Below are 21,893 nucleotides of genomic sequence, written 5' to 3'. Positions count from 1 at the left end.
GTAAAGCATGCTGGACTGTGGAGAAGTGATTATGCTGACATGAGTAACGATAAAACGGGTGAAAAACCCGTTCGCCGTAAACCCAAGGTTTCCTGGGTAAAGGTAATCTTCCCAGGGTTAGTCGGTCCCTAAGGTGAGGCTGAAAGGCGTAGCTGATGGGAAACGAGTTAATATTCTCGTACTTGTACATCTGTGCGATGGAGGGACGCAGAAAGGTAGACAGGCCGGGTGTTGGTTGTCCCGGTGCAAGCAGGTAGACGTGTGGTACAGGCAAATCCGTACTGCTCTACGTCGAGACGCGAGTCCGTGACCGTAAGGTCTGAAGCTGTTGAGCCTATACTGCCTAGAAAATCTTCTAAGTTTAGGATGTGCAAACCGTACCGCAAACCAACTCAGGTGGGTGGGATGAATAATCCAAGGCGCTCGAGAGAACTCTGGCCAAGGAACTCGGCAAAATAACCCCGTACCTTCGGAAGAAGGGGTGCTCCTCCGGGTGAAGTTAATTCACTTAACGAGCCTGAGGGAGCCGCAGAGAAATGGTGGTGGCGACTGTTTACTAAAAACATAGGTCTGTGCGAAGTCCTAAAGACGACGTATACGGACTGACGCCTGCCCGGTGCCGGAAGGTTAAAAGGAGAGGTCAGCGCAAGCGAAGCTTCGAATTGAAGCCCCGGTAAACGGCGGCCGTAACTATAACGGTCCTAAGGTAGCGAAATTCCTTGTCGGGTAAGTTCCGACCTGCACGAATGGCGTAACGATCTCCACACTGTCTCGGCCAGAGACTCGGTGAAATTGAAGTCGCGGTGAAAATGCCGTGTACCCGCAGAAAGACGGAAAGACCCTGTGCACCTTTACTATAGCTTGACATTGGGATTTGGAACTGCATGTGTAGGATAGGTGGGAGACTGTGAACTCTGTACGCTAGTATGGGGGGAGTCATTGTTGAAATACCACCCTTGTTTTTTCAGGTCCCTAACCCTCGACCGTTATCCGGTGAGGGAACAGTGTCTGGTGGGTAGTTTGACTGGGGCGGTCGCCTCCTAAAGAGTAACGGAGGCATGCAAAGGTTCCCTCAGGCTGATTGGAAACCAGCCGTCGAGTGCAAACGCATAAGGGAGCTTGACTGCAAGAGAGACATCTCGAGCAGGTACGAAAGTAGGTGTTAGTGATCCGGTGATCCCGAATGGAAGGGTCATCGCTCATTGGATAAAAGGTACGCCGGGGATAACAGGCTGATCGCATCCAAGAGTTCACATCGACGATGCGGTTTGGCACCTCGATGTCGGCTCATCACATCCTGGGGCTGAAGCAGGTCCCAAGGGTACGGCTGTTCGCCGTTTAAAGTGGTACGCGAGCTGGGTTTAAAACGTCGTGAGACAGTTTGGTCCCTATCTTCTGTGGGCGCTGGAGAATTGAAAGGGCCTGTCCCTAGTACGAGAGGACCGGGATGGACGCACCCCTGGTGGACCTGTTGTCGTGCCAACGGCACAGCAGGGTAGCTATGTGCGGAAGGGATAACCGCTGAAAGCATCTAAGCGGGAAGCCTGCCTTAAGATAAGTTCTCCCTGGAGCAATCCCTAAAGGGCCGAGGTAGACTACCTCGTTGATAGGCTGGAGGTGGAAGCGCCGCGAGGTGTGGAGCTGACCAGTACTAATAGCCCGTGCGGCTTGTGTTTGAAAAAAATCCTTCCGTCCCTGTCAATTAATATTTTGACAAATTTCGTTGATAGCCATGGAGGAGAGGGTACACCCGATCCCATTCCGAACTCGGAAGTTAAGCTCTCCATCGCCGATGATACTGCATAACGTCATGTGGGAAAGTAGGCCGCTGTCAACGATTGCTCCAAAGCCCCTTGCTGCTACTAGCGCAAGGGGCTTTGTCGTTTCCCCCCTTGCTCCTTCCTCGCGGCCTTCTCGCCTGCCAACATCCCTCCGCTTTACCGCAACGCCACCTTGGGCGTGGCCTTCTTCTTCCTTCTCCTTCTTGCTTCACAGCCTCCCTCTGCCCGAAATCCCTTGAACCTCACCGCTTGCAGTTCTGCCAGAGCCTGTCAGCCGCATTTACGCAAACCCGTCTTTTACGCCCTGAATGCGTCAGCGCCGAAATTTTGATGCTCACGTACTTGAGTACGCTGCGCTCAAAATCCCGGCGCTTCCTTTTCAGGCCGCAAAATGCGTATTTTGCAAATTCGTCCAACACCCGCACATCGCCTCCACTCACGCTCCGGCGAGTCTAAGGAAGTCAACGCCACAACCACCTTTTGATGGCAGGCCGTAAGAAAGGCTGGGATGGAAGGCGGCGTCACAACCATTTCACATCATTCCCGCGATTGTGGCGAGACATCTTGAGCCAACGACCAGCTTTAACAGTATAATTGTTGTCAGGGGAGTTGGCTGAAACGGACTTTATCCAAGCAAATGCGCCATCTGGCATTTACGCGGCGCGGAGGGAGATCGCCTGACCGAGCGCAGCGAGGGAAGGAAGCTCCCGGAGCTTCAGCCGCGTTGCCCTCGCCATGCTGGGGTAATTGGTAGTCCCTCTTCGGGGTGCTTCGGGGGGGATGCAAGGGGGGCCGAGAAGGGGGCGTAGCCCCATAACAGGCCCCGCCTTGCTGCGCGCCGCACAGGCGTACCAAACTCCGCCGGACGGCGGAATCCCATGCCCGAAGGGCAGTTAATATTAAATAGATCATCGCAGCCAAGAGGTAAATCCCAGGCCGTTGAGGTGAAAGCGCACTACACGCGTTCTCTGCAGGAGAAAATGCTCTTCCTTGCATCAGCAGAAGCTTGGATTTAAACTAATTTTCTGTATGATCCTATATGACGTATGGGCAATATTTAAACGTGTATGCCAGTCTCTGAGAACACGTATTTTTTGATATGCTGCTATGGAGATGCAATGTCTAATCTTGAGAAACGACAAAAAGTCTATGACTACTTGAAGCGGCTTGGAGTGGAGTACACAGTGACGGAGCATCCGGCCGTTTTCTCAATTGATGAAATGAAGGCCCTGAAGATTAATCTTAAAGGTGACGTCTGCAAAAATCTTTTTTTGCGAGATTCCGCTGGGAAGCGGCATTTTCTCGTGACCATGTCCAATGTTAAAGCTGCACCCTTGAAGGTCTTGCAGCAAAAACTGGGTACTTCCCGGCTAAGCTTTCCCTCGCAAGAGCGCCTCGCCAAGTATCTGGATTTGGCCCAAGGGGAAGTAACTCCTTTTGGCATTCTCAATGACGACGGCTGCGAAGTTGAGCTTGTATTTGATTCTGCCCTTGATGGTAATCCCTGCCTTGGCGTTCATCCCAATGACAATACGGCAACTGTCTGGATTTCTTTTGACGACCTTTGCCGTTCTGTTGAGGCACATGGAAACCGCATTCATCTGGTCGCGCTGGATGGCTGACTTTGGCAAATTCTATATGCCCACCCCAGTAATGCTGGTTAAGGAGCCTTTGGCGTTTACCTGTGCATTGCCTCTTTGTTGACTACGGCTTCTAACTCATGCGGCATTACGCAAAAAGGCCGGGTTGCCCCGGCCAGTTTTGTGCTTGCAATAATTGCTGCCTACTTCACCACAATCAGATCATATTCGCGCGTGCCAAGGCCGATTTTTTCGGCATGCTCCATGCAAGTGCGCCACTCGGATTCAGGGCCAGAATTTTTAAAGTGGTCGTGGTGGTCCACAAAACCTTTTTTCGCAATATTTTCAGCAAGCTGACTGCCGGGCAGGGGTTTTGCCTTCATACAGGCATCCACGCAGGCCTGATCAAGCGCCAGCGGGTCAAATGAGGCGAACATGCCGATGTTGGGCAAAATGGGCGCGTCATTTTCGCCATGGCAATCGCAGTTGGGTGAAACATCCACAATCAGCGAAATATGAAAGTGTGGGCGACCGTCCAGCACGGCCTTGGTGTATTCCGCCATTTTGTAGTTGAGCATTTCAATGGCGGCATCATGCGCGAAAGAAATGGCGTCGAAATTACACGCGCCCAAGCAGCGGCCACAGCCCACGCAATTATTGTGATCGACCGTGGTTTTCTTGGTTTCAGCGGAGTAGTGCAGGGCGTCATTGGCGCATTGTTTGATGCAGGCCTTGCAGCCAACGCATTGCGATTCGTTGATATTGGCCTGACCGTTGCTGTGCTGCTCCGTTTTACCAGCGCGCGATCCGCACCCCATGCCGATGTTCTTGATGGCTCCGCCAAAGCCGGTCATTTCATGCCCCTTAAAGTGGGTGAGGCTGATGAAAATATCTGCATCCATAACGGCGCGGCCAATCTTTGCTTCTTTGACATATTCGCCGCCCACCACGGGGACCAGGGCTTCGTCCGTGCCTTTGAGCCCGTCGCCAATGATGATGGGGCAATTCACCGTAAGGGGTGTAAAACCGTTCTGCCAGGCGCATTCCAGATGTTCCAGGGCATTTTTGCGGCTGCCGGGATACATGGTGTTGCAGTCGGTCAAGAACGGTTTACCGCCAAAATCCTTGACCGTGTCAACAACAGCGCGCGCATAGTTGGGGCGCAGGTAACTGATGTTGCCAAGCTCTCCAAAGTGCAGTTTGATGGCAACAAAGCGACCCTTCATATCAATATGTCCGATGCCTGCCTTTTTGATCATTTTCTTTAACTTGGTGGGCAAGCCATCGCCAAAAGCCTTGGTGCGAAAATCTGTAAAGTACACCTTTGCTTTTTCCATAAGTATTCACCTTTGCGTTTAGCTGTATGAACCGGAAAGATTGTATTGCACAATTGAGCGTGAGCCAAAAAGTGCAGCAACTTGTGCGCGGTTACAAATTTTTTGTTTCTCGCTTTCATGGGTGCGGGCTGCCATGAGGAGAATTCCGTATGCGACATGGGGCTGCCAAGAGCGGGCAGGCCTTAATTCCGACATTTTCATACCCCTGGCAAGGGGTTGGTCGCTAGCACGATTCTCCTGTTTGTTTGCCTTATTCTCCAAAATCATAATATTGCAGATGGTTATGCTGCCGAATATGCCCACGTGGCGCGTACAAATAAATCTGCTTGACTTATTATACGACCGGTCTAATAATGATTTCACAACACGGGAAACAGGCAAAATTTTTTTCAAGGTAATGCAAACCGATTCGTAAGAATCCTCAATGCTCCACCAAACCCGTTCTGGCTGCACCCGCAAATTGCCTAGGGGCTTTTAAGCCCGCAGAATATCACCACCCCAATGAGGACAGAATTATGGAAAGAAAAAAAATTATTGTTGCCGAATACGCCAAAAATATTCTTGAAGCTCTGCCCAAGGGTATATTGCTTACCTCAAAGGCAGATGGCCGGGTAAACAGCATGACTATTGGCTGGGGAACCCTTGGCATTGACTGGTCCAGCCCGGTATTTGTGGCCTATGTGCGCGAGCACCGCTTTACACGCGAATTGCTGGATAAAAATCCAGAATTTACGGTCAATGTGCCCTTTGGCGAATACAGCAAAAAAATTCTCGGCATTTGCGGCTCCAAATGCGGACGCAACCTGGACAAGATTTCTGAAGCAGGCCTGTCTCTTGTGGACTCAGAACTTGTTTCTGTGCCCGCCATCAAGGAGCTGCCTCTCACCCTTGAGTGCAAGGTAGTTTACAAGCAGAAGCTGGATCTCCCCAGCCTGATCACCGAATACCAGTCAAAGTTTTACCCTCAGGATGTTGACGGCTCGGCAGTTGGGGCAAACCGGGATGCGCACATCGCCTATTATGGCGAAATTGTCAGCGCATACATTCTGCAATAAGTTGAATTTGGCAGCACAATAACCGAGGGGGTTCCCATGAAGGAGATTTTCCACAGGGTCAGCGTGCGCAAGTTTGAAGACCGCGCCGTTGAAAGTGACAAGGTCGAGCAGATTTTGCGTGCCGCCATGGCCGCACCTTCTGCAGGCAATCAACAGCCGTGGGATTTTTATGTGGTGACATCCAGAGAAAAGCTGCACGCGCTTGCTCAGGTCAGCCCTTATGCTGGGTGCGCCGCAAATGCCCCCCTGGCCATTGTGGCTGCCTATCGGCAGGAGGGCTGCCGCTTTCCACAATATGCGCAGATCGATCTTGCCATCGCTATGCAAAACCTTTGGCTGGCGGTGGATTCGCTGGGGCTGGGCGGCGTATGGCTTGGTGTTGCCCCTGACGAAGACCGAATGGAAAAGGTGGAAAAAATTCTGCCTGTGGCAGCAGGGCAGAGGGCCTTTGCCATTTTCCCCATAGGCTATCCTGCGGAGCAAAAAACGCAGCAGGACAGGTTTAATGCAGAGCGCATCCACTACGTGAAATAACTTTTGGCCTGGCTTCCGCACTTTGCTGTCGAAGCCAGACCAAAATCAACGACAAACGCCCGGTTCCCCTGAGCAATGGGGAACCGGGCGTTGATGTATTTGTGCGTGATCACTTACCGCAGACGTTCAAGAACCGCCTGGGCAATGGGTTCGCTGGAGGCCGGGTTTTGCCCGGTTATGAGCTTGCCGTCCACTTCCACGTGCGGTGTCCACATGGGGCCGACCACAAAGTTCGCGCCTTCGTTGCGCAACGTTGTTTCGAGCATAAAAGGAACTGCCTTTTCCAGCTGCATGGCAATTTCTTCATCATCGGTAAAGGCCGTTATGGTTTTACCCGCCACAAGGGGGGAGCCGTCAGCTTTTTTTGCCCCTACCAGCCCAGCCGGGCCGTGGCACACTGCCGCGATTATCTTGTCTGCTTTGGCAAAATCGTTGAGCAGGCGTTTCAGCTCGGCATCGGTGGCAAAATCCATCATGGTGCCGTGCCCGCCAGGCAGGAAGATGGCGTCAAAGCCTTCGGCCTGAATATCCTTGAGCAGTGCAGAATTTTTCAGCAGTTCAAGGATGTCGGGCCATTTGGCAACAGAGGCATCATCAAGGCTGTGGGGATCAACTGGCACTGCGCCGCCCTTGGGGCTGGCAACGGTTATGGAGAGGCCGGCCTTTGCCAGCGCAAGATAGGGAACCGCGATTTCTTCAAGCCACACGCCTGTTTTTCTGCCGTTGGTCAGGGCATCGGCGCTGGTCGTAACCATGAGTATTTTTTTCTGCGCGTTCATAAGAATGCTCGCTGTTGTAAGTGTGGTGTGGGTTGGGATGCCGCAGATTTGACTTGGCAGTGCCCCTGGCATGCGCGGGCTTGGCCCGCTGCTTCAGGCTCAGTCGGTTTTGCTGCGGCGTAATAATTACCCTGCTGTTAAAACCCTTGAGAACAGCACGGTCACAAATTGTTTCAGTGGCTCGGGCGAGCGCATGACCTTTGCCCGCAAAATGGCTCCTTCCCAGCCAGAGAGGAGAAAGCCTGCAAGCGACTGGGGATCAAGCCCCGGATTCAGTTCGCCAGCCTGTTGCGCTTCGTGCAGGCACTTGGCAAACAGGCCGAGCCAGTCGTGGAAGACTTCTTCCAGGCGGCATCTGAACCGTTCACTCTGAGCGGCCAGCTCCTGTCCCAGATTTCCGATGAGGCAACCCTTGCTGAAGTTGTCCTGCACTGTACGTCCAATGCTTTCTTCCAGATACCTGCGGATGCGCTGGAGCGGGGGCAGCGTTTCATCATCAAGGTAGCCGTGCAGTTTTTTTGTATAGTTTTCAGCAAAGAGGTTGATGACCTCAATGCCGAAGTTTTCCTTGGTGCCAAAATGGTGGTAGAACGAGCCTTTCGGCACGCCCGCCGCCTTGAGTATGGCATCTATGCCTGTGGCGTTGAAGCCGGAAACAGCGACAATTTCAACACCTACAGCAATGATTTTTTCTCGTGCGCTTTCTTTCATAACTAAAAAATTAGACCGGTCTGCTGGTGATGTCAATATCTGCTGCGCTCAGTCTTGTAGCAACTTTCAGCGGGCAACGTGACCAAGATTCAGCACTTGTTCTGTGCATGGAGACTTGGGCAGAGAAATTTATCTGAACTTGCTAACGCTGGCTCAAAATAAGCGATTTGGCAGAAAAGGGGCAGAAAAAAAGAGGAGAAGGCAGATATGGCGGCGTGATTTTGGGAGGGTGCCGGGGCTTGCCGACCCGATGTCGGCAGCCCCGGCCCGCTTGCGCGGGTGTTTCATGTCGGGAAACACTATTGGGTAGGATTCACCGAGCCAGCAAAGGGATACGGCCCGGCAAACGTAGCCTGCACTGCAATCTGGCAGATGTGGGAATTCCACACGCCCTTGTCAAAGTGGTGGAGGAGATAGCCCGGCGTTTCCATGCGGAAGTTGTCGCCGCCCTCGGGGGAGAGATCAAGGTCTATCTGCATGGAAACCGCAGGTGCCGTCATGGCTATCCGCCCATGCCACTCGGTGACGATGGGGCGGTGCATGTGGCCGAAACTCAGCCGCATCTGCGGGTTGCGCTCTACAATTGCTGCAAAGCGCTCCACGTTTTCAAAAGGTTCGTCCATGGCGCCCATGCCCGTAACAAACGGGGGGTGGTGCATGAAGAACATGGTTGGCGTATCCGGGCGCTTTGACAGTTCACGCTCCAGCCAGTCGCCGGTTTCGGCGGGGAAGTGGCCGGAATGGGAGCCGGGGCTCATGCTGTCCATCATGATCAGCCGCAGGTTTTCTTCTTCCACCGTATAGCAGAGGTAGGGCGCAATATCTTCCTTGGCCGGGCACCAGTGGGGCATTACCTCGCGCAGGCGGTCGCGCCTGTCGTGGTTGCCGGGCACGGCGTACACGGGCACCCCAAGGGGCGAGAGTTCGTCGTGCAGGATGTGATATGCGTTAAGGTCTCCGCTGTCGGCAAGATCGCCTGTGATGACAATAATATCCGGCTGTTGCGTCAGGCTTTTTACGTGAGCCACGGCTTCGTCCAGGCAACGCCGGGTATCTACCACCCTGAAAGACAGGCTGTGGTCGCCCCGCAGGTGCGTGTCTGAAAGTTGCAATATACGCATGATGCTAAACCTGTGCGGTTCCCGCAGCCTGCGCAGCCAATCTGTTGTGCCGCGCCTGGATGGTAAAGGCCGAGAACGCGCTGGTTGCTGCGGCTACGAGTACGAAGATGCAGATGTAGAAGGGATCGCCGTCGTTCCACTGGATCAGGGCGGTGCACACGCCGGGCACTATGCCCGCAACCAGAAAGCCCGGGAACTGGTACACGATGGAAATACCCGTGTAACGCACTTCAGCAGGGAAGAGGTCAGAGAACAGCGCGGCCTCTGGCCCAAAAACACCAGCGTAAAAAATGCTCAGCGGGATGGCGATGGCAAGGCCAACCAGAAACATGTTGCCGCCGCTGCTCTGCATAAGCCAGAACGAGGGGAAAATGGAAATGCCGCAGGCAAGGCTGGCAAGGCCGTAAATGCGGCCCCGGCCAAAGCGGTCTGCCAGGCGGCCAGCGATCAGAATAAAGGGGCACATGAGCAGGGCCGCAAACATAACCGCCGTAAGTGCTTCGGTGCGCGTGGTGTGGATCTGCTGCACGAGGTAGGTGATGGAAAACACGGCCAGCACGTTGAAGAACACGCCGTCAATCCACCGTGCGCCAACGCCCAGGGCAATGTTGCCAGGGTAGTTTTTGCATACTGTCACGATGGGCAGGGCCTTTTTGCTGGTATCGCCCTTGGCTTCGGCCTTGCGGAATTCGGGGGTTTCCAGAATATGCGTGCGCACATAGAGGGCAATGGCGATGAGTACCACGCTCACAAGGAAGGCAAAGCGCCAGCCCCACTCCAGAAACTGCTCGTTGTCCAGCAGCCAGGAGAGCAGGGCGACCATGCCGGAAGAAAGGCACAGACCAGTGGCAAGGCCCATCTGGGGAATGCTGGCGTAAAAGGCTTTTTGGCGATCACTGGCATATTCATAGGTCATGAGCACCGCGCCGCCCCATTCGCCGCCAAGGCCAAGGCCCTGACACAAGCGCAGCGTTTGCAGGATGATGGGCGCGGCAATGCCAATGGAGGCATAGGTGGGCACAAGGCCAATACCCATTGTGGCAATACCCATGATGAGCATGGTGAGAATGAGCATGCGCTTACGGCCCAGCTTGTCGCCGTAATGGCCGAAGATAAAGCCGCCAAGGGGGCGTGCCAGATAGCCGATGGCAAAGGTGCTGTAGGCCATGATGGTGCCGATGAAGGGGTCGGCGGTGGGAAAGTAGAGCTTGTTGAACACAATGCCCGCCACAACGCCGTAGAGGAAAAAGTCGTACCATTCAATGGTGGCGCCAAGCAGGCTGGCAATTACGACCTTGCGCATTTCCTTTTTGGAAGGAACGTATTTTTGCTGTGAGCTGTCGTCCATACAGACACCCTCCGTGTGGGCTGTCAGCACCGCAACTTTTTTGCGGGTGCAATTAAAATTTTAATTGAATTTTAATCATGCGGTGAAATAAAATTTTAATATAAAATTTTTTAATTGCCTCCACTTCAAAAATAATGTTGAATATGGCTAAATTTAGGGTTTGATATCACGCTGAAAAAAATTGTGTCAATTGAATATTTATTAAATAAAAAATAATTCTTTTGATGCATAAAAATCTGAATAAAGCCTTAGGCCTGGTTGCCATGCGTCTGCCGCGTGGAATCGCCCACGACTGAACAGGAGGCTGCCATGACGGCAGAAACAAGCAGCAAGAGCCGCAGCAGGCATACCGCCGCAAAAAAAGTTACGCTTGCCCATGTGGCAAAGGCAGCCGGAGTTTCTCAGGCTACGGTTTCGATGGTGCTCAACGGGCGAGAAGGTGTTTCGTTTGCAGACGAAACCATTGCCGCAGTTTTTGCGGCGGCGGAGAGTCTTGGCTATCGGAATGCAAGGAGAGCCGTTGGGTGTGCAAACGTTCCCTCAGTGCTTGTGGTGGCCCCCAATGTCACCAATCCATATTATTCCACCGTTATTCAGGCCATGCAGCAGGCCGCCGCGCTCAAGGGCTATGCCACCAGCATCTATACCACCTACCGCAGCCTTGAGAGCGAGCTGGCGGCCCTGCGCCTTGCGCGCAATATGGGCATGGCGGGCATTATTTTTGCCATGCTGGCCCATCCCGAAGAAGTGCTTGAAAAGGCTGACCGCAAGTTGCCCATGGTTGTTATTGGCGACAGGCGGCAGGATCTTAACGTGGATACGGTGGAATTGAACAATTACGATGCAGGCAGCCTCATTGCCCGGCATATGCACAATCTGGGGCATCAGCATCTGGCCTACATTTCCACAACGCTGGATCAAGCCAACCCCATCCGCATGCAGCGATTGCAGGGCCTGCGCGATACCTTTGCCCAACTGTGCCCGCAAGGCACGGTGCTGGTAAAAAGCCGGGATATCACCCCCGAGACAGAGCTTGAGAATTTGCAGATCGAACATATTGTGGGGCTTGAACTGACGCGCAAATGCCTTGATGACAAAAAAATCACCGCCTTTGTGGCGGTGAACGACATGGTGGCCTACGGCGTGATAGACGCCGTGCGCGGAGCAGGCTTTACCATTCCCGGCGACTACAGCGTTTGCGGCTTTGACAATATCTTTCCATCAGGATTTGCGGGCGTGGCACTGACCACGGTAGAGCATTATATGCGCGACAAAGGCCGCAACGCGCTGGAAATTTTGCACAATAAAATCAGCGGTGCGGCCTCTGACCGAAATATCACCCGCGTGGAATACAGCCATAAGCTCATTACGCGCACCTCTACTGCTGCGCCGCGCGCTGGCGGCTAGGGGCACGTGCAAGAGTCTGAAAATGCGTCATGCCAGGCTGCGTATCCCGTGCGGGCTGTGAGCTGTCTAGCCAAAATTACTCTTGCGCCAGTTGTCCATAAAGGTCTGATTTGCATCGTTGCGTGCCTGTATTTCGTTTTGCGTCATTGTCCAGTTGAGGTAGGTGTTGTTGCCTGAGCCGTGCTTCACTTGCTCGCCGTATCCCCCTAAAAAGATAGTGTTCTGACCATTCCCCAAAACGTTGCTGGCGATGTGGGTATATCCCGCGTTGTTAGAAGAAAGTTCCAGTGTGTTGTTGCCGTCCCCCAGCACAAGGTTATCAAAGGGGCTTTGGGATCTGCCAATAACCGTATTGTTGCCATTGCCTATCTTGATGGACGCATCCATGGCTGAATCCCATCGAAGGGTATTGTTGCCGTCACCTATCTGAATATTTCCGCTCGTGGAGCGCATCGTGACCGTATTGTCGCCATGCCCCAGTACCATGGCGGAAGAGTTGGATGATGCCATGGAGTCTACGTTGATGGTATTGTTGCCGTTGCCTGCGATAATATTTCCATCAAGAGAACGAATACGGATATGATTGTCTCCTTCGCCCGCAGTAATGCTCCCCCCAAGCCATGAGTCACCAGTAATGGTATTGTTTCCTTTGCCCAATGTCACATTGCCGCTACCGGTACTTGTCGTAACCTGGTTGGCTCCATCGCCAAAAATCATTGCCCCTAGGATGTTAGTTGCTGTTACGGTATTGCTGCCGTCTCCTGCGCTCAGGCGTCCTGCCGCGTAGTGGGCAGTCAGGGCATTATTGCCCTGGCCAAGGTTCATATTGCCTGCATACGACTGCACATCAACCGTGTCGTCTCCATCACCCATTTCAATGGAAAGGCTCCGTCTGAGTTCGTTACCGCGCAGCGTGTCATTGCCGCTTCCGGCATCGATTGATGTTGTTCCCCCCACGGTTTTGCCAACAACGATGGTGTCGTTGCCTGCCCCAGCGCTGGTTGTTCCGCCGCTTGCCAGTACAAGGATGGAGTCGTTGCCGTTGCCAGCGTCAATGGAGCTGGCTGCCGTAAGCTGCAAAAATACATCATCGCCATCTGTTCCTGAGAGTGCACCTGCGGTTCCCTGTTCGCTGGTAACAGAACCGTCCTGCGCAAAGATGCGCGTTTCGCCTGTGTCCGCAAAGGTCACTGCAAGGGAGCCGTCTTCCCGTTCGTTCAGACGCACATTGCAGGCTGCATCAAATGTGACTTGTTGGCCATTGGCACGGGTTACAGAAACGGAAGACCCTGTAACCACAGCGTTCTGATAGCTGGCGGATACGTCTACGCGCATGCCCTGGGGGGATGTCAGCGAGTCTTGCGTTTGCGTTATGTTGCCTTTTTGATAGCCGGGGCAGGCAGAGGGGACGATGCCCGTGTCGAGATATTCCTGCAGGTACTTCCCGCTTATCAGAATATCCTTGAGCGCATCCTGCAGGCTGCAGCCCTTGGCTTTGAGAATCTGCTCAAGACTGGTTTGTTCCTCTTCCATTTTTTGGCGGGAGGATTGCCCAAGAGAAACAGAATCGCCTGATGAGGTTGCGGCAGCGCTAGATGCCGCCTGCGTCGAAGTGCTGTCATATGACCAGCCAAGGCTGTTCGGTATCACAAATTCATATTGTCGAAGGTCTATTTGCATGATCGCTCCCGTGTACTGATATGTAGTAAAAAAATCAGTTTTACTGGATGATTTGCGCTTGTGGAATAATTTTCCTTGTATAAAATATAGCAAATTTGATGCCATTTCGGGCAGTAATGTAGAGTAACAGCTTTTTCATATCGGTGTGGCGGGGCTTTATGCTGATCTGTGGTATATGTTGCGCAGTTACAATGGGCTGATAATACAGATAAAATAGGGTAATTATTGAAGGTGCTCGCTTGCAGGTGTCAGTTGTTCTGCCAGCAGCAGGCATTGAGAAGAACCTGGCAGTTTTTTGCACCTCACCTACTGGGGTGCCGGAGCTGGGTAAAAATTTCCTTTGACATGTTATAACTAAAAAACTAGTTATGTGGTTATGAGAACGACGTACCTGAATACCCTTCCTGAACATTGGCAGCCCGTGGCCGCAGTATTCGCAGCCATGGGGGATACCACCCGTCAGCGCATCCTGCTTTTGTTTGAGCCTGGCGAGGAACTTTCCATCAAGGATATTGCCGCAGAATTTGATTTTGGACGTTCCACCATTGTGCACCATCTGGCAGTGCTGGAAAAAGCCGGAATCCTCGCCGTGCGGCGTGAGGGCAGGCAGGCCCTGTATTCTGTATGTCACAATGTTGTGCTGGATTCTCTGGAAAAACTCCGTCTCTTTATTGAAGAAGACCTGCAAGAAGGGGCTGCTGCGCAGCCCCAAGCTGAGAAGGGAACAAACGCATGAACCAGTCGCCCGAATCACTCCCGGCAGCCAGTGGAAAAAAAATACTGCTGAGCATGGGCACCACCTATGCTATGGGCACATTTAACGATAATTTTTTCAAACAAGCCGCATTGTTGCTTGCCGCCAGCGCGGGGCTTGAATCCATTCAGGGCATTGCCTCCGCCATGTTCGCCCTGCCGTTTGTGGCCTGTTCTGCCTGGGCAGGGTGGCTGGCAGATCGCATGCCCAAGAATAAGATGGTCATCTGGTCCAAATTTATGGAACTTGCGGCCATGCTCTATGGCGTGTGGGCGCTCGTGGATATGAACTGGGCCGGCATGGTGGTCGTGGTTTTTTTGATGGGCCTGCAATCCACAATATTCAGCCCCGCCCTTAACGGAGCCATTCCGGAAAACTTTCCTCCGCAGGAAGTGCCACGGGTCAATGCACTGCTCAAGCTGGCAACCACTGCAACCATTCTGCTGGGTATTGCCGCTGGCGGCGTTGTGCTGGATCTGCCCGAATTTTCTGCAGTTGCCGCATTCATCCCGCAGGGGGAGCATGGTTTTGGCCGACTGGCAGTGGGGGCTGTGGCTGTATTTATAGCTGTTATCGGGCTGGCCTCTGCCTTTGGTATTGGCAAAAGCGTTGTTTCTGTCGGGGCAAATGCTCCCTTTCCCCTGCTGGGCCCGGTGCATTCCGTGCTCCATGCGCTGGAGTGCCGCAGGCGTGACCCGCATCTATTTCTCACGCTGGCAGGGGAGGCCTTTTTCTACTGCCTGTCATCCTTTGCCCTGTTGTGCATCAATAATCTCGGCATCATCCAGCTGGGCTTTTCGCTTACCGTTACGAGCCTGCTTTCCGTGGCGATGATGATTGGCATATGCGTGGGTTCCGTTCTGGCCGGGCGGTACGAAGCCACAAGCTGGCGGCGCATTATGGTTCCGGCTGGCGCAGGGCTTGGCCTTGGCCTTATGCTTTCCGGCCTTGCCCCACTGCTGCCGGAGGCGCTGCAATTTCCCTGGCTTTTTCTGCTGCTGACGTTTTCCGGCGTTTGCGGCGGCCTGTACCTCATACCGCTTGTGAGCTTTATTCAGGTAAGGCCAGCCGCCACGGAAAAAGGAAAAACTCTGGGGATTTCCAACTTTTCGTGCTTCAGCGGCATCCTTCTTTCTGGTTTGATTTTCGCATGGCTGGGCAAGGTGCCGCCAGCATGGCTTTTGGCTGGCAGCGGTCTTGCGGCGCTGGTTTTCATCAGCTGGGCCGCAGTGCGAATTAGCCGCATGTTTTCTTGCGGCAAGCGTTTCAGCCTTGCGGGGCTGTGTTTGCGCCTGCTGCTGGGCCTGCGCTACCGCGTGACCGCGACCGGGCTTGAAGCCATATCCGGCCCCGGCCCAATCCTGTTTATGCCAAATCACCCCGCGCTGATGGACCCTATCATTGTATATTCGTTGCTGGCGAATCATGCGCCGCGCCCCCTTGCAGACGAGCGCCAGATGGAAGGCCCGCTTGGACGGCTGGCGGCAAAGGCCCTGCGTGCAGTGCTTATTCCCGACGCCATGAAGGATGGAGCCAAGGCGCGACAGGGCGTTGAGGCTGGTATGCAGGCCGTGCTGGATGCCTTGCAGGCCGGGGACAACGTATTGCTGTACCCCGCAGGGAGGATTTATCGCTCAGCAAGGGAAAGCCTTGGCGGCAATTCCGGGGCAGCGCTTATTCTGCAAAAAATGCCCGGCCTGCGTGTGGTGCTGGTGCGCACAACCGGATTGTGGGGCAGTACTTTTGGCTACGGAGCCACAGGGAAAGCCCCGCATTTTGGCAAGGTGCTGCTGCGTGGCGCACTGGCGGTAGTTGCCAATCTGCTGTTCTTCACCCCGCGTCGCCCCGTGACTGTGGAGTTTGTGGAGTCTGATGATCTGCCCCGCACGGGCGAAAAACGTGTGCTCAACCCCTGGCTGGAGCAGTTTTATAATCAGGCGGAGCGCCCGGCGCAGGAATTTCCCCGTTTTTTCTGGCAGGGAAGCGAGGCCCGGATTCTGGATGCCGTGCCGCAAAACCGAACGGCAGAGGAGGCGGATATTCCTGCGGAAGTGCGCGCCGCTGTGTATGCGGCCCTGCGTGAGGCGGCGGGCCTGCCGGAAAATCAGCCGCTCTCGGACGACATGACCCTTGGCGGCGATCTGGGGTTGGACAGCCTGGCCCTCATGGATCTTGCCCTCAGCCTTGAAGGCGCGCAGGGCGCAACCATCGCAAATCTGGAATTTCTGGTTACTGTGCGCGATTGCCTGCTGGCGGCGAGCGGTCAGCTCGGCGAGATCAATGCAGACGCCCCCGCGCCCGCAGGCTGGTTTGCGCCTGCCGTCGGTCAGAAGTTCGCCATACCCGAACACGCCGCAACCATTGCCGATGCCTTTCTGACCCAGATGCGTTCCGCCCCTGCCCAGCCATTGCTGGCTGACCGCGCAAGCCTGCGCAGCCGGAGGGACATCCTCATGGGCGCACTGATTCTGGCTCGCCGTTTACGGACGCTGCCCGGCGAGCGCCTGGGTATCATGCTGCCCGCCGCGCCAGCGGTGGTTACGGTGTGGCTTGCCGCACTGCTGGCAGGCAAGACGCCTGTGCTGTTCAACTGGACGGTGGGGCAAGCCAACCTCCGTCACTGCATTACTATAACCGGGGTCAGCCATATTCTCAGCGCGACGGCCTTGCAGGAACGGCTGGAACGTCAGGGGCTGGGCCTTGCATCCCTGCCTGTGCAGTGGGTGCTGCTGGACAAGCTGGCGGCATCGCTGACCATCTGGGAAAAACTCTGCGGCGCGTTCAAAGCCCGCCTGCTGCGCAATCTGGAAAAATACGCGGTGCCGGAAACAGCGGCGGTGCTCTTTACATCCGGCTCGGAATCTCTGCCCAAGGCCGTGCCCCTGAGCCACGCCAATCTTCTCGCCAATGCCCGCGACATTGTGGAGGTGCTGCACCTTGAGCCGGACGACAGCGTGCTTGCCATGCTGCCGCCATTCCATTCCTTCGGCCTTATGGTGAATATTGTATTGCCCCTGTCGCTGGGCATCCGGGCGGCCTTCCACCCCAACCCCACAGAGCCTGGCCCGCTGACGGCTTTGGTGCGCGATTACAGACTCTCGCTCATGGCCGCGCCGCCAACCTTTCTTGGGGCAGTGCTTGACCGGGCAGCAGGGACAGAAAATCTGGCAAGCCTGCGCTGCGCCTTTGTGGGGGCGGAGAAATGCCAGGACCACGTCTACCGCGCTTTTGCCGCGCAATGTCCGCACGCCGCGCTTTGTGAGGGCTATGGCGTTACGGAATGCTCCCCGGTGGTTTCCGTCAACAGGCCGGGCGACATTGTGTGCGGAACCATAGGTCACGCAATGCCGTCGGTAACACTGGCCCTGGTGCGCGAAGAAGACGGCAATATCTGCGGGCGTGTGGAGGCGGGGCAGACCGGCATGCTTCTGGTGCGCGGCCCCAGCATCTTCGGCGGTTATCTGAGTGATGCGCCCTCGCCCTTTGTGGAGTTTGAAGGTCAAACATGGTACCGCACAGGCGACCTTGTGCGCATGGATGAAACTGGCCGCCTGACCTTTCAGGGGCGGCTCAAGCGCTTTGTGAAGATTGGCGGAGAAATGATTTCTCTGCCGCAGATCGAATCCGTACTGCTCGAAATATTCGGCAAGCGGGGCGACGCGCCGGAGCAAGGCCCAGCGCTGGCTGTTGAAGCCACAGCGGAAGAAAGCGGCTCGGCAATTATGCTCTTCACCCCGATGGCACTCTCCTTGCCGGATGTGAATGCCGCCCTGCGTGGGGCGGGGCTTTCATCCTTGTATGCCATAAAGCGCATTGTGAAGGTGGAGGAGATCCCCTTGCTGGGCAGCGGAAAAACGGACTACAGGACGTTGAAAGGGAGTGTTGACGCGGTTTAGTTTGGAAACTTGCCATGCTGCTAAGCAAAGGGTCGCAGGACTGATACATGTTCCTGCGGCCCTTTCTGTGGTCTTTTCAATAGGCACTGGCAGTGGTGGGGGAGCCGTGCTTACGTTTGCACCTTGCCCCGCTATGGCGAGGAACGTTCCGAGAGCGGTTGCATCTCAAGGTTGCAGAATTATCGTGTAAAGCAGAGAGCCGAGCGCATAAAAACCGAAACCCATGAGGACCACCCCGGACATTCGTGATACGCAAAGGGAAAATCCTTCGGGCAAGCGGCGCTGAGCCAGCGCAACCCCACCGCTCAACAAGAACCACCACAACAAAGACCCCAGAAATACTCCAGCAACAACGGCAAGAGCATTGGTTGCTCCCGGCGTGTCGGTCAAGCCGAGGCCAGCGAACAGTGCCGCAAAGGAGAAGATGGTCACGGGGTTGGTGAGCGTAAGAAGGAATGTTGCGGCGATAGTGCCGGAGAGTCCCCTGAATTCACTGGTGCGGGCAGGCGCTGCCGCCCGCCGGAGATTTGACCGCAGGCTTTTCCAGCCAAGCCACAGCATGAACAGACCGCCTGCAAGCTTGAGCCACGGGGCAAGCGTTGCCAGTGTTGCCGTTAAGGTTGAAAAGCCGATCGCCGCAAGGCTCGCGTAGATTGCATCGGCCAGGGCCGTTCCCAGCCCTCCGGCTACTCCAGCCCAAAAGCCCCGCTCAAGCGCGCGGTTTATGCACAATACGCCGATGGGGCCAAGGGGAGCTGCCACGGCCAGGCCAAGAAGCATGCTTTTACAGAATAACAGGAGTTCCATCAGTTGGTCTTTTTGCTGCGTTGACAGTATATTATTGATGATCGGGCGTCTTGATTGCTGAGTCTTGATCTACGGGGTTAGCCAATCGCCCGTGCCATGGTCCCTGTGGTAGCCGCCGGAATATCTGGCCCACGTGCAGCCATAAATTTTACCGTTTCTGTCCGGGTACAGATTGAAAACAGTCATGCGTTTGACTGTAACAGAGTCCATTCTGCTTGGTGCAGCAGGGGAATCGTAGTAATAGTAATATGCCCAGATTTTGTCCCCATCATCATTATATTTTTTGGGTCTTGCCTAGCTGAGCCATTCATGATTGGCTTCAAAGCTAGGTATGCCAATGAAAAACAAGTATGCAATTCGTTCAAAAATTTCTGAGGCCAAAATCCGGCAAATCGTGAGACTGTTTGCCGTTGACTTGGATGCCTTGCAGATTGCGCAAATCGCAGGTGTTAACCGAAATACCGTAAACAGGTATTTGGCTGCATTTCGCGAACGCATTGCCCATTTCTGCGAGGCAGAATCTCCTGTAAAGGGAGAAGTTGAGGTTGATGAAAGCTACTTCGGCGCTCGCCGAGTTAGGGGCCTTCGAGGCCGTGGAGCCAGAGGGAAAACTATTGTTTTTGGCCTGTTCAAGCGAAATGGCCGAGTCTACACAGAGGTTGTCCCCGACTGCTCAAAGGCCACGCTCCAAGGCATTATTCGCGGTCGGGTAGAACTCGAAAGTATTATCCACTCTGACGGCTGGCGTGGCTATGATGGCCTGGTCGACTTGGGGTATCAGAAGCACTTCAGAGTGCAGCATGGCAACAATGAATTTGCCAATAAACACTCACATATTAATGGCATTGAAAGCTTCTGGGCCTTCGCCAAGACGCGCCTTGTGCGCTTTAGAGGGTTGGCAAAACACACTTTCTACTTCCATTTGAAAGAATGCGAATTCCGGTTTAACCACAGAAACGAGGACATTTACAAACTTGTCCTCAAAATGCTCCGGGAAGCACCTCTCTGCTAGGCATGACCCTATTTTTTATATATTGATCTTTGGAATGAAGATAACTCATCAATGTGCTTGCCCAGATAGTCACCATCTGAACACATTCGCTCCTCGGCTCTGGCGATATATTTCCACGTTTCAACCCGGCGCATTTCTTTTGGAATCCACATATTGAGGACTTTCCCGGTATTGACATCTATGACAGGCTTGCTGGGAGGTGGGTCAGTCGAAATAGCAGCCAAATCTGGAAGGCACCCGGAAAGAATGCCTATAATGGAGGCAAGCATTAGCATGTTGCGCAGCATGTTAGACTCCCCCCCATATTTTGCATCGCGGGAGTATACTGGTAACTGATAATAGGCGCAACGATATGTAATTGCTAGATTATTGGTCTGTTTTGCGTAGCCTGTGAAAGGTGAAAAGTGCTAACTTTCTAAGATAATAATTTGAAATTATTGAATTATTTATGTATATACGTGTGGCAAGTTGTTGTTTGCGTATGGAGCGCCCTTGGTTTGCCTGTCGCGCGAGAGGCCGGGTACAAAAAAGCGCACCACCAAGGATGCGCTTTTGCCTGTCATTGATCTGCACCAGCCGTGATGCTGGATTCCGTGCCGCTACTGCTCGGCGCTTTCCTGCAAGACGTCAACCCAGCGCGCCATGCGGGCAGTTTGTTCCAGATACCAGAGCGAAGCCATAAGCGGCGAAAGGGTGCCGCCGTTGGGGTCAAACATGGCAAGGGAGCCGCTCTTGCGCAGGGCATCCCACGCGCTCAGGGCGTCATTAAAAGCCTTGGCGCGTTCCGGGTTCAGGGTGGCGGCAACGCGCGCGCGTTGCGCGTTCAGGCGGGTTTCAAGGCGTTCCTGTTCCGCACTCATGCAGTCCTGCATGCCGGTTGTCACCCCAGCAGCTTCGTCCATGCAGGCCTGATAGGTCTGACTGAACAGATTCTCTGCCGGGAGGGCGGAATCCTGCTGGTCAGGGCTGTCGGCGGCAGTGGCGGCGCTGGCGTCCTGCTGCACCGGGGGCGCCGCTTGCGGCGCGGCCTCTGCGGCAAGGGCGGGGTGGGCAACAAGCAGCACGGCACAGAGCGCACTGAATGCGGCAAGATTGGCAAAGAACGTTGCAAAGGATCGACGAGCAGACGACATCCCAGACTCCTTGGCGAAAAAACCTTATATGTTGAAAGTGTACGCGCGCCGGGTGCCGTGCGCAAGCATTCTTACCTGTATTCCCTTCCAGACCACAGCACGCGGCCAATAACCCTGAACTGGTCGGCGCAGTCGCCGCGCAGGTCAAGGCTCACAGGCGGATAGGCCGGGTTGACGCTGTTCAGAACAATCTTGCCGGGAAGTTTATCAATGCGTTTTATATAGATGGCGTCTTCAAAGCCAACGGCATAAAGCCGCCCAGGGCTGATTTCCGTCTGGCCCCGATCCAGCAGCACCAGATCGTTGTCAAAAATTTCCGGCACCATGCTGTCGCCAGAAACACGCATGAGCACCATACGCCGGGGGTTGCCCTTGCGGCGTAAAAAATCGCCTCTGAAGGCATAGCTGCCTTGGCTGTGACTGTTGACCTCAAGACTGCCCGTTCCGGCAGAGAGCCGCGCTTCCGCCAGCGGCACACTGATGAGATCCGTCTCGCAATCCGCCTGAATGCTGGGCAGTTCGCCATCTGCCGCTTCCGGCAGCCGCATGGGGCCGCTGCCAAAAAAAAGCCAGTGGGCGTTTACGCCTGTCTGGGCGGCGCAGGTCTGAATCCACGCAGGCGGCACTTCGCCGCGTTTGCGCGCTCCGCTCACTGATTGCGGGGTGATGCCCAGCGACCTTGCCAGTTCCGCATCGCTCACCACGCTGAGGGCTTGCATAAGCCTTTGCAATGTTTCTTTGAAGTCTGATTTTTCAGGCATGGCGTTCCTCGCTTCCGCGCGAATGGGTGATTGCCGCACACGCTTTCGGCGGGGTTGTTTCAACTTTTCATTCAGGGTATCAATCTCAGGCGTTGCTTGCAAGGATAAAATAAGCTAAAAGCTGATGGTCGCGCGGTTTTGTCCGCATATTTGCAGATTTTGCCATCCGCACCCGTCGGGCTGCGGTGAACCGATCC

General features: G+C 54.5%; 17 protein-coding genes and 2 rRNA genes (1 of these 19 only partly in view). 9 read left to right on the top strand and 10 right to left on the bottom strand.

Features of this window, described 5'->3' with window-relative positions; all coding sequences use genetic code 11:
- The 3 genes from ACUZ79_RS12930 to ACUZ79_RS12920 form a co-directional block, all read left to right on the top strand.
- Positions 1-1,676, top strand: a 23S ribosomal RNA gene (locus ACUZ79_RS12930) (it extends 1,258 nt beyond the left edge of the window).
- A gap of 46 nt (positions 1,677-1,722) precedes the next feature.
- Positions 1,723-1,837, top strand: a 5S ribosomal RNA gene (rrf, locus tag ACUZ79_RS12925).
- A 1,062-nt stretch (positions 1,838-2,899) separates the two neighbouring features.
- A complete protein-coding gene (locus ACUZ79_RS12920) occupies positions 2,900-3,403 on the top strand; it encodes a prolyl-tRNA synthetase associated domain-containing protein (RefSeq protein WP_449251837.1) in 504 nt (167 codons plus the stop codon).
- A 161-nt stretch (positions 3,404-3,564) separates the two neighbouring features.
- Here ACUZ79_RS12920 and ACUZ79_RS12915 read toward each other — a convergent pair whose 3' ends face one another.
- Entirely contained in the window at positions 3,565-4,698 is a 1,134-nt protein-coding gene (locus ACUZ79_RS12915; RefSeq protein ID WP_449251836.1) for a DUF362 domain-containing protein, read from the bottom strand.
- Between the two features lie 515 nt (positions 4,699-5,213).
- Between ACUZ79_RS12915 and ACUZ79_RS12910 the strand changes: the two genes are divergently transcribed.
- Together ACUZ79_RS12910 and ACUZ79_RS12905 are read left to right on the top strand one after the other, a co-directional pair.
- Positions 5,214-5,753 carry a flavin reductase family protein gene (locus tag ACUZ79_RS12910; protein WP_449251835.1) on the top strand — a complete coding sequence of 180 codons (540 nt, stop codon included), beginning with the start codon at positions 5,214-5,216 and terminating at the stop codon, positions 5,751-5,753.
- A 36-nt stretch (positions 5,754-5,789) separates the two neighbouring features.
- Positions 5,790-6,287: a nitroreductase family protein gene (locus tag ACUZ79_RS12905; RefSeq protein WP_291445033.1), complete on the top strand. Its 498-nt coding sequence runs from the start codon at positions 5,790-5,792 to the stop codon at positions 6,285-6,287.
- 113 nt (positions 6,288-6,400) lie between these two features.
- Here the strand turns inward: ACUZ79_RS12905 and ACUZ79_RS12900 are convergent, their stop codons facing one another.
- From ACUZ79_RS12900 to ACUZ79_RS12885, 4 genes are all read right to left on the bottom strand, one after another.
- Positions 6,401-7,066 (bottom strand): type 1 glutamine amidotransferase domain-containing protein, encoded by a 666-nt coding sequence (locus tag ACUZ79_RS12900; protein WP_240825196.1) that lies wholly within the window; start codon positions 7,064-7,066, stop codon positions 6,401-6,403.
- Positions 7,067-7,192: 126 nt separating this feature from the next.
- Positions 7,193-7,777 carry a TetR family transcriptional regulator C-terminal domain-containing protein gene (locus ACUZ79_RS12895; protein ID WP_449251834.1) on the bottom strand — a complete coding sequence of 195 codons (585 nt, stop codon included), beginning with the start codon at positions 7,775-7,777 and terminating at the stop codon, positions 7,193-7,195.
- Between the two features lie 299 nt (positions 7,778-8,076).
- Positions 8,077-8,898 (bottom strand): phosphodiesterase, encoded by an 822-nt coding sequence (locus ACUZ79_RS12890; protein ID WP_449251833.1) that lies wholly within the window; start codon positions 8,896-8,898, stop codon positions 8,077-8,079.
- Between the two features lie 4 nt (positions 8,899-8,902).
- On the bottom strand, positions 8,903-10,246 hold the full coding sequence (locus ACUZ79_RS12885; protein WP_449251832.1) for an MFS transporter: 1,344 nt from the start codon (positions 10,244-10,246) through the stop codon (positions 8,903-8,905).
- 309 nt (positions 10,247-10,555) lie between these two features.
- On the opposite strand from ACUZ79_RS12885, the gene ACUZ79_RS12880 reads away from it, so the two are divergent.
- Positions 10,556-11,653, top strand: a complete 1,098-nt coding sequence (locus ACUZ79_RS12880) for a LacI family DNA-binding transcriptional regulator (RefSeq protein WP_449251831.1) — start codon at positions 10,556-10,558, stop codon at positions 11,651-11,653.
- 66 nt (positions 11,654-11,719) lie between these two features.
- Here the strand turns inward: ACUZ79_RS12880 and ACUZ79_RS12875 are convergent, their stop codons facing one another.
- The gene (locus tag ACUZ79_RS12875) at positions 11,720-13,438 is read right to left on the bottom strand and encodes a hypothetical protein (protein ID WP_449251830.1); all 1,719 of its coding nucleotides are present in this window, start codon (positions 13,436-13,438) and stop codon (positions 11,720-11,722) included.
- A gap of 271 nt (positions 13,439-13,709) precedes the next feature.
- On the opposite strand from ACUZ79_RS12875, the gene ACUZ79_RS12870 reads away from it, so the two are divergent.
- Positions 13,710-14,069, top strand: a complete 360-nt coding sequence (locus ACUZ79_RS12870) for an ArsR/SmtB family transcription factor (RefSeq protein WP_276612909.1) — start codon at positions 13,710-13,712, stop codon at positions 14,067-14,069.
- Complete coding sequence (locus ACUZ79_RS12865; protein WP_449251829.1) at positions 14,066-17,983, top strand: MFS transporter; 3,918 nt, start codon at positions 14,066-14,068, stop codon at positions 17,981-17,983. Before ACUZ79_RS12870 ends, ACUZ79_RS12865 begins: the two co-directional genes overlap by 4 nt.
- A 165-nt stretch (positions 17,984-18,148) precedes the next feature.
- Here the strand turns inward: ACUZ79_RS12865 and ACUZ79_RS12860 are convergent, their stop codons facing one another.
- Positions 18,149-18,790 (bottom strand): LysE family translocator, encoded by a 642-nt coding sequence (locus tag ACUZ79_RS12860; protein WP_449251828.1) that lies wholly within the window; start codon positions 18,788-18,790, stop codon positions 18,149-18,151.
- 331 nt (positions 18,791-19,121) lie between these two features.
- Here ACUZ79_RS12860 and ACUZ79_RS12855 point away from each other — a divergent pair, with 331 nt between their 5' ends.
- Complete coding sequence (locus tag ACUZ79_RS12855; RefSeq protein ID WP_449251827.1) at positions 19,122-19,802, top strand: IS1595 family transposase; 681 nt, start codon at positions 19,122-19,124, stop codon at positions 19,800-19,802.
- A gap of 8 nt (positions 19,803-19,810) precedes the next feature.
- Here ACUZ79_RS12855 and ACUZ79_RS12850 read toward each other — a convergent pair whose 3' ends face one another.
- From ACUZ79_RS12850 to ACUZ79_RS12840, 3 genes are all read right to left on the bottom strand, one after another.
- Complete coding sequence (locus ACUZ79_RS12850) at positions 19,811-20,089, bottom strand: hypothetical protein (protein ID WP_449251826.1); 279 nt, start codon at positions 20,087-20,089, stop codon at positions 19,811-19,813.
- Positions 20,090-20,401: 312 nt separating this feature from the next.
- A complete protein-coding gene (locus tag ACUZ79_RS12845) occupies positions 20,402-20,935 on the bottom strand; it encodes a lysozyme inhibitor LprI family protein (RefSeq protein WP_449251825.1) in 534 nt (177 codons plus the stop codon).
- Between the two features lie 71 nt (positions 20,936-21,006).
- Complete coding sequence (locus tag ACUZ79_RS12840) at positions 21,007-21,696, bottom strand: LexA family transcriptional regulator (RefSeq protein ID WP_240825184.1); 690 nt, start codon at positions 21,694-21,696, stop codon at positions 21,007-21,009.
- Between the last annotated feature and the right edge of the window lie 197 nt (positions 21,697-21,893).

This window comes from Desulfovibrio faecalis (assembly GCF_053570625.1).
Note: the sequence above shows the minus strand (reverse complement) of the source record. Positions and strands in the feature narration are given on the sequence as shown.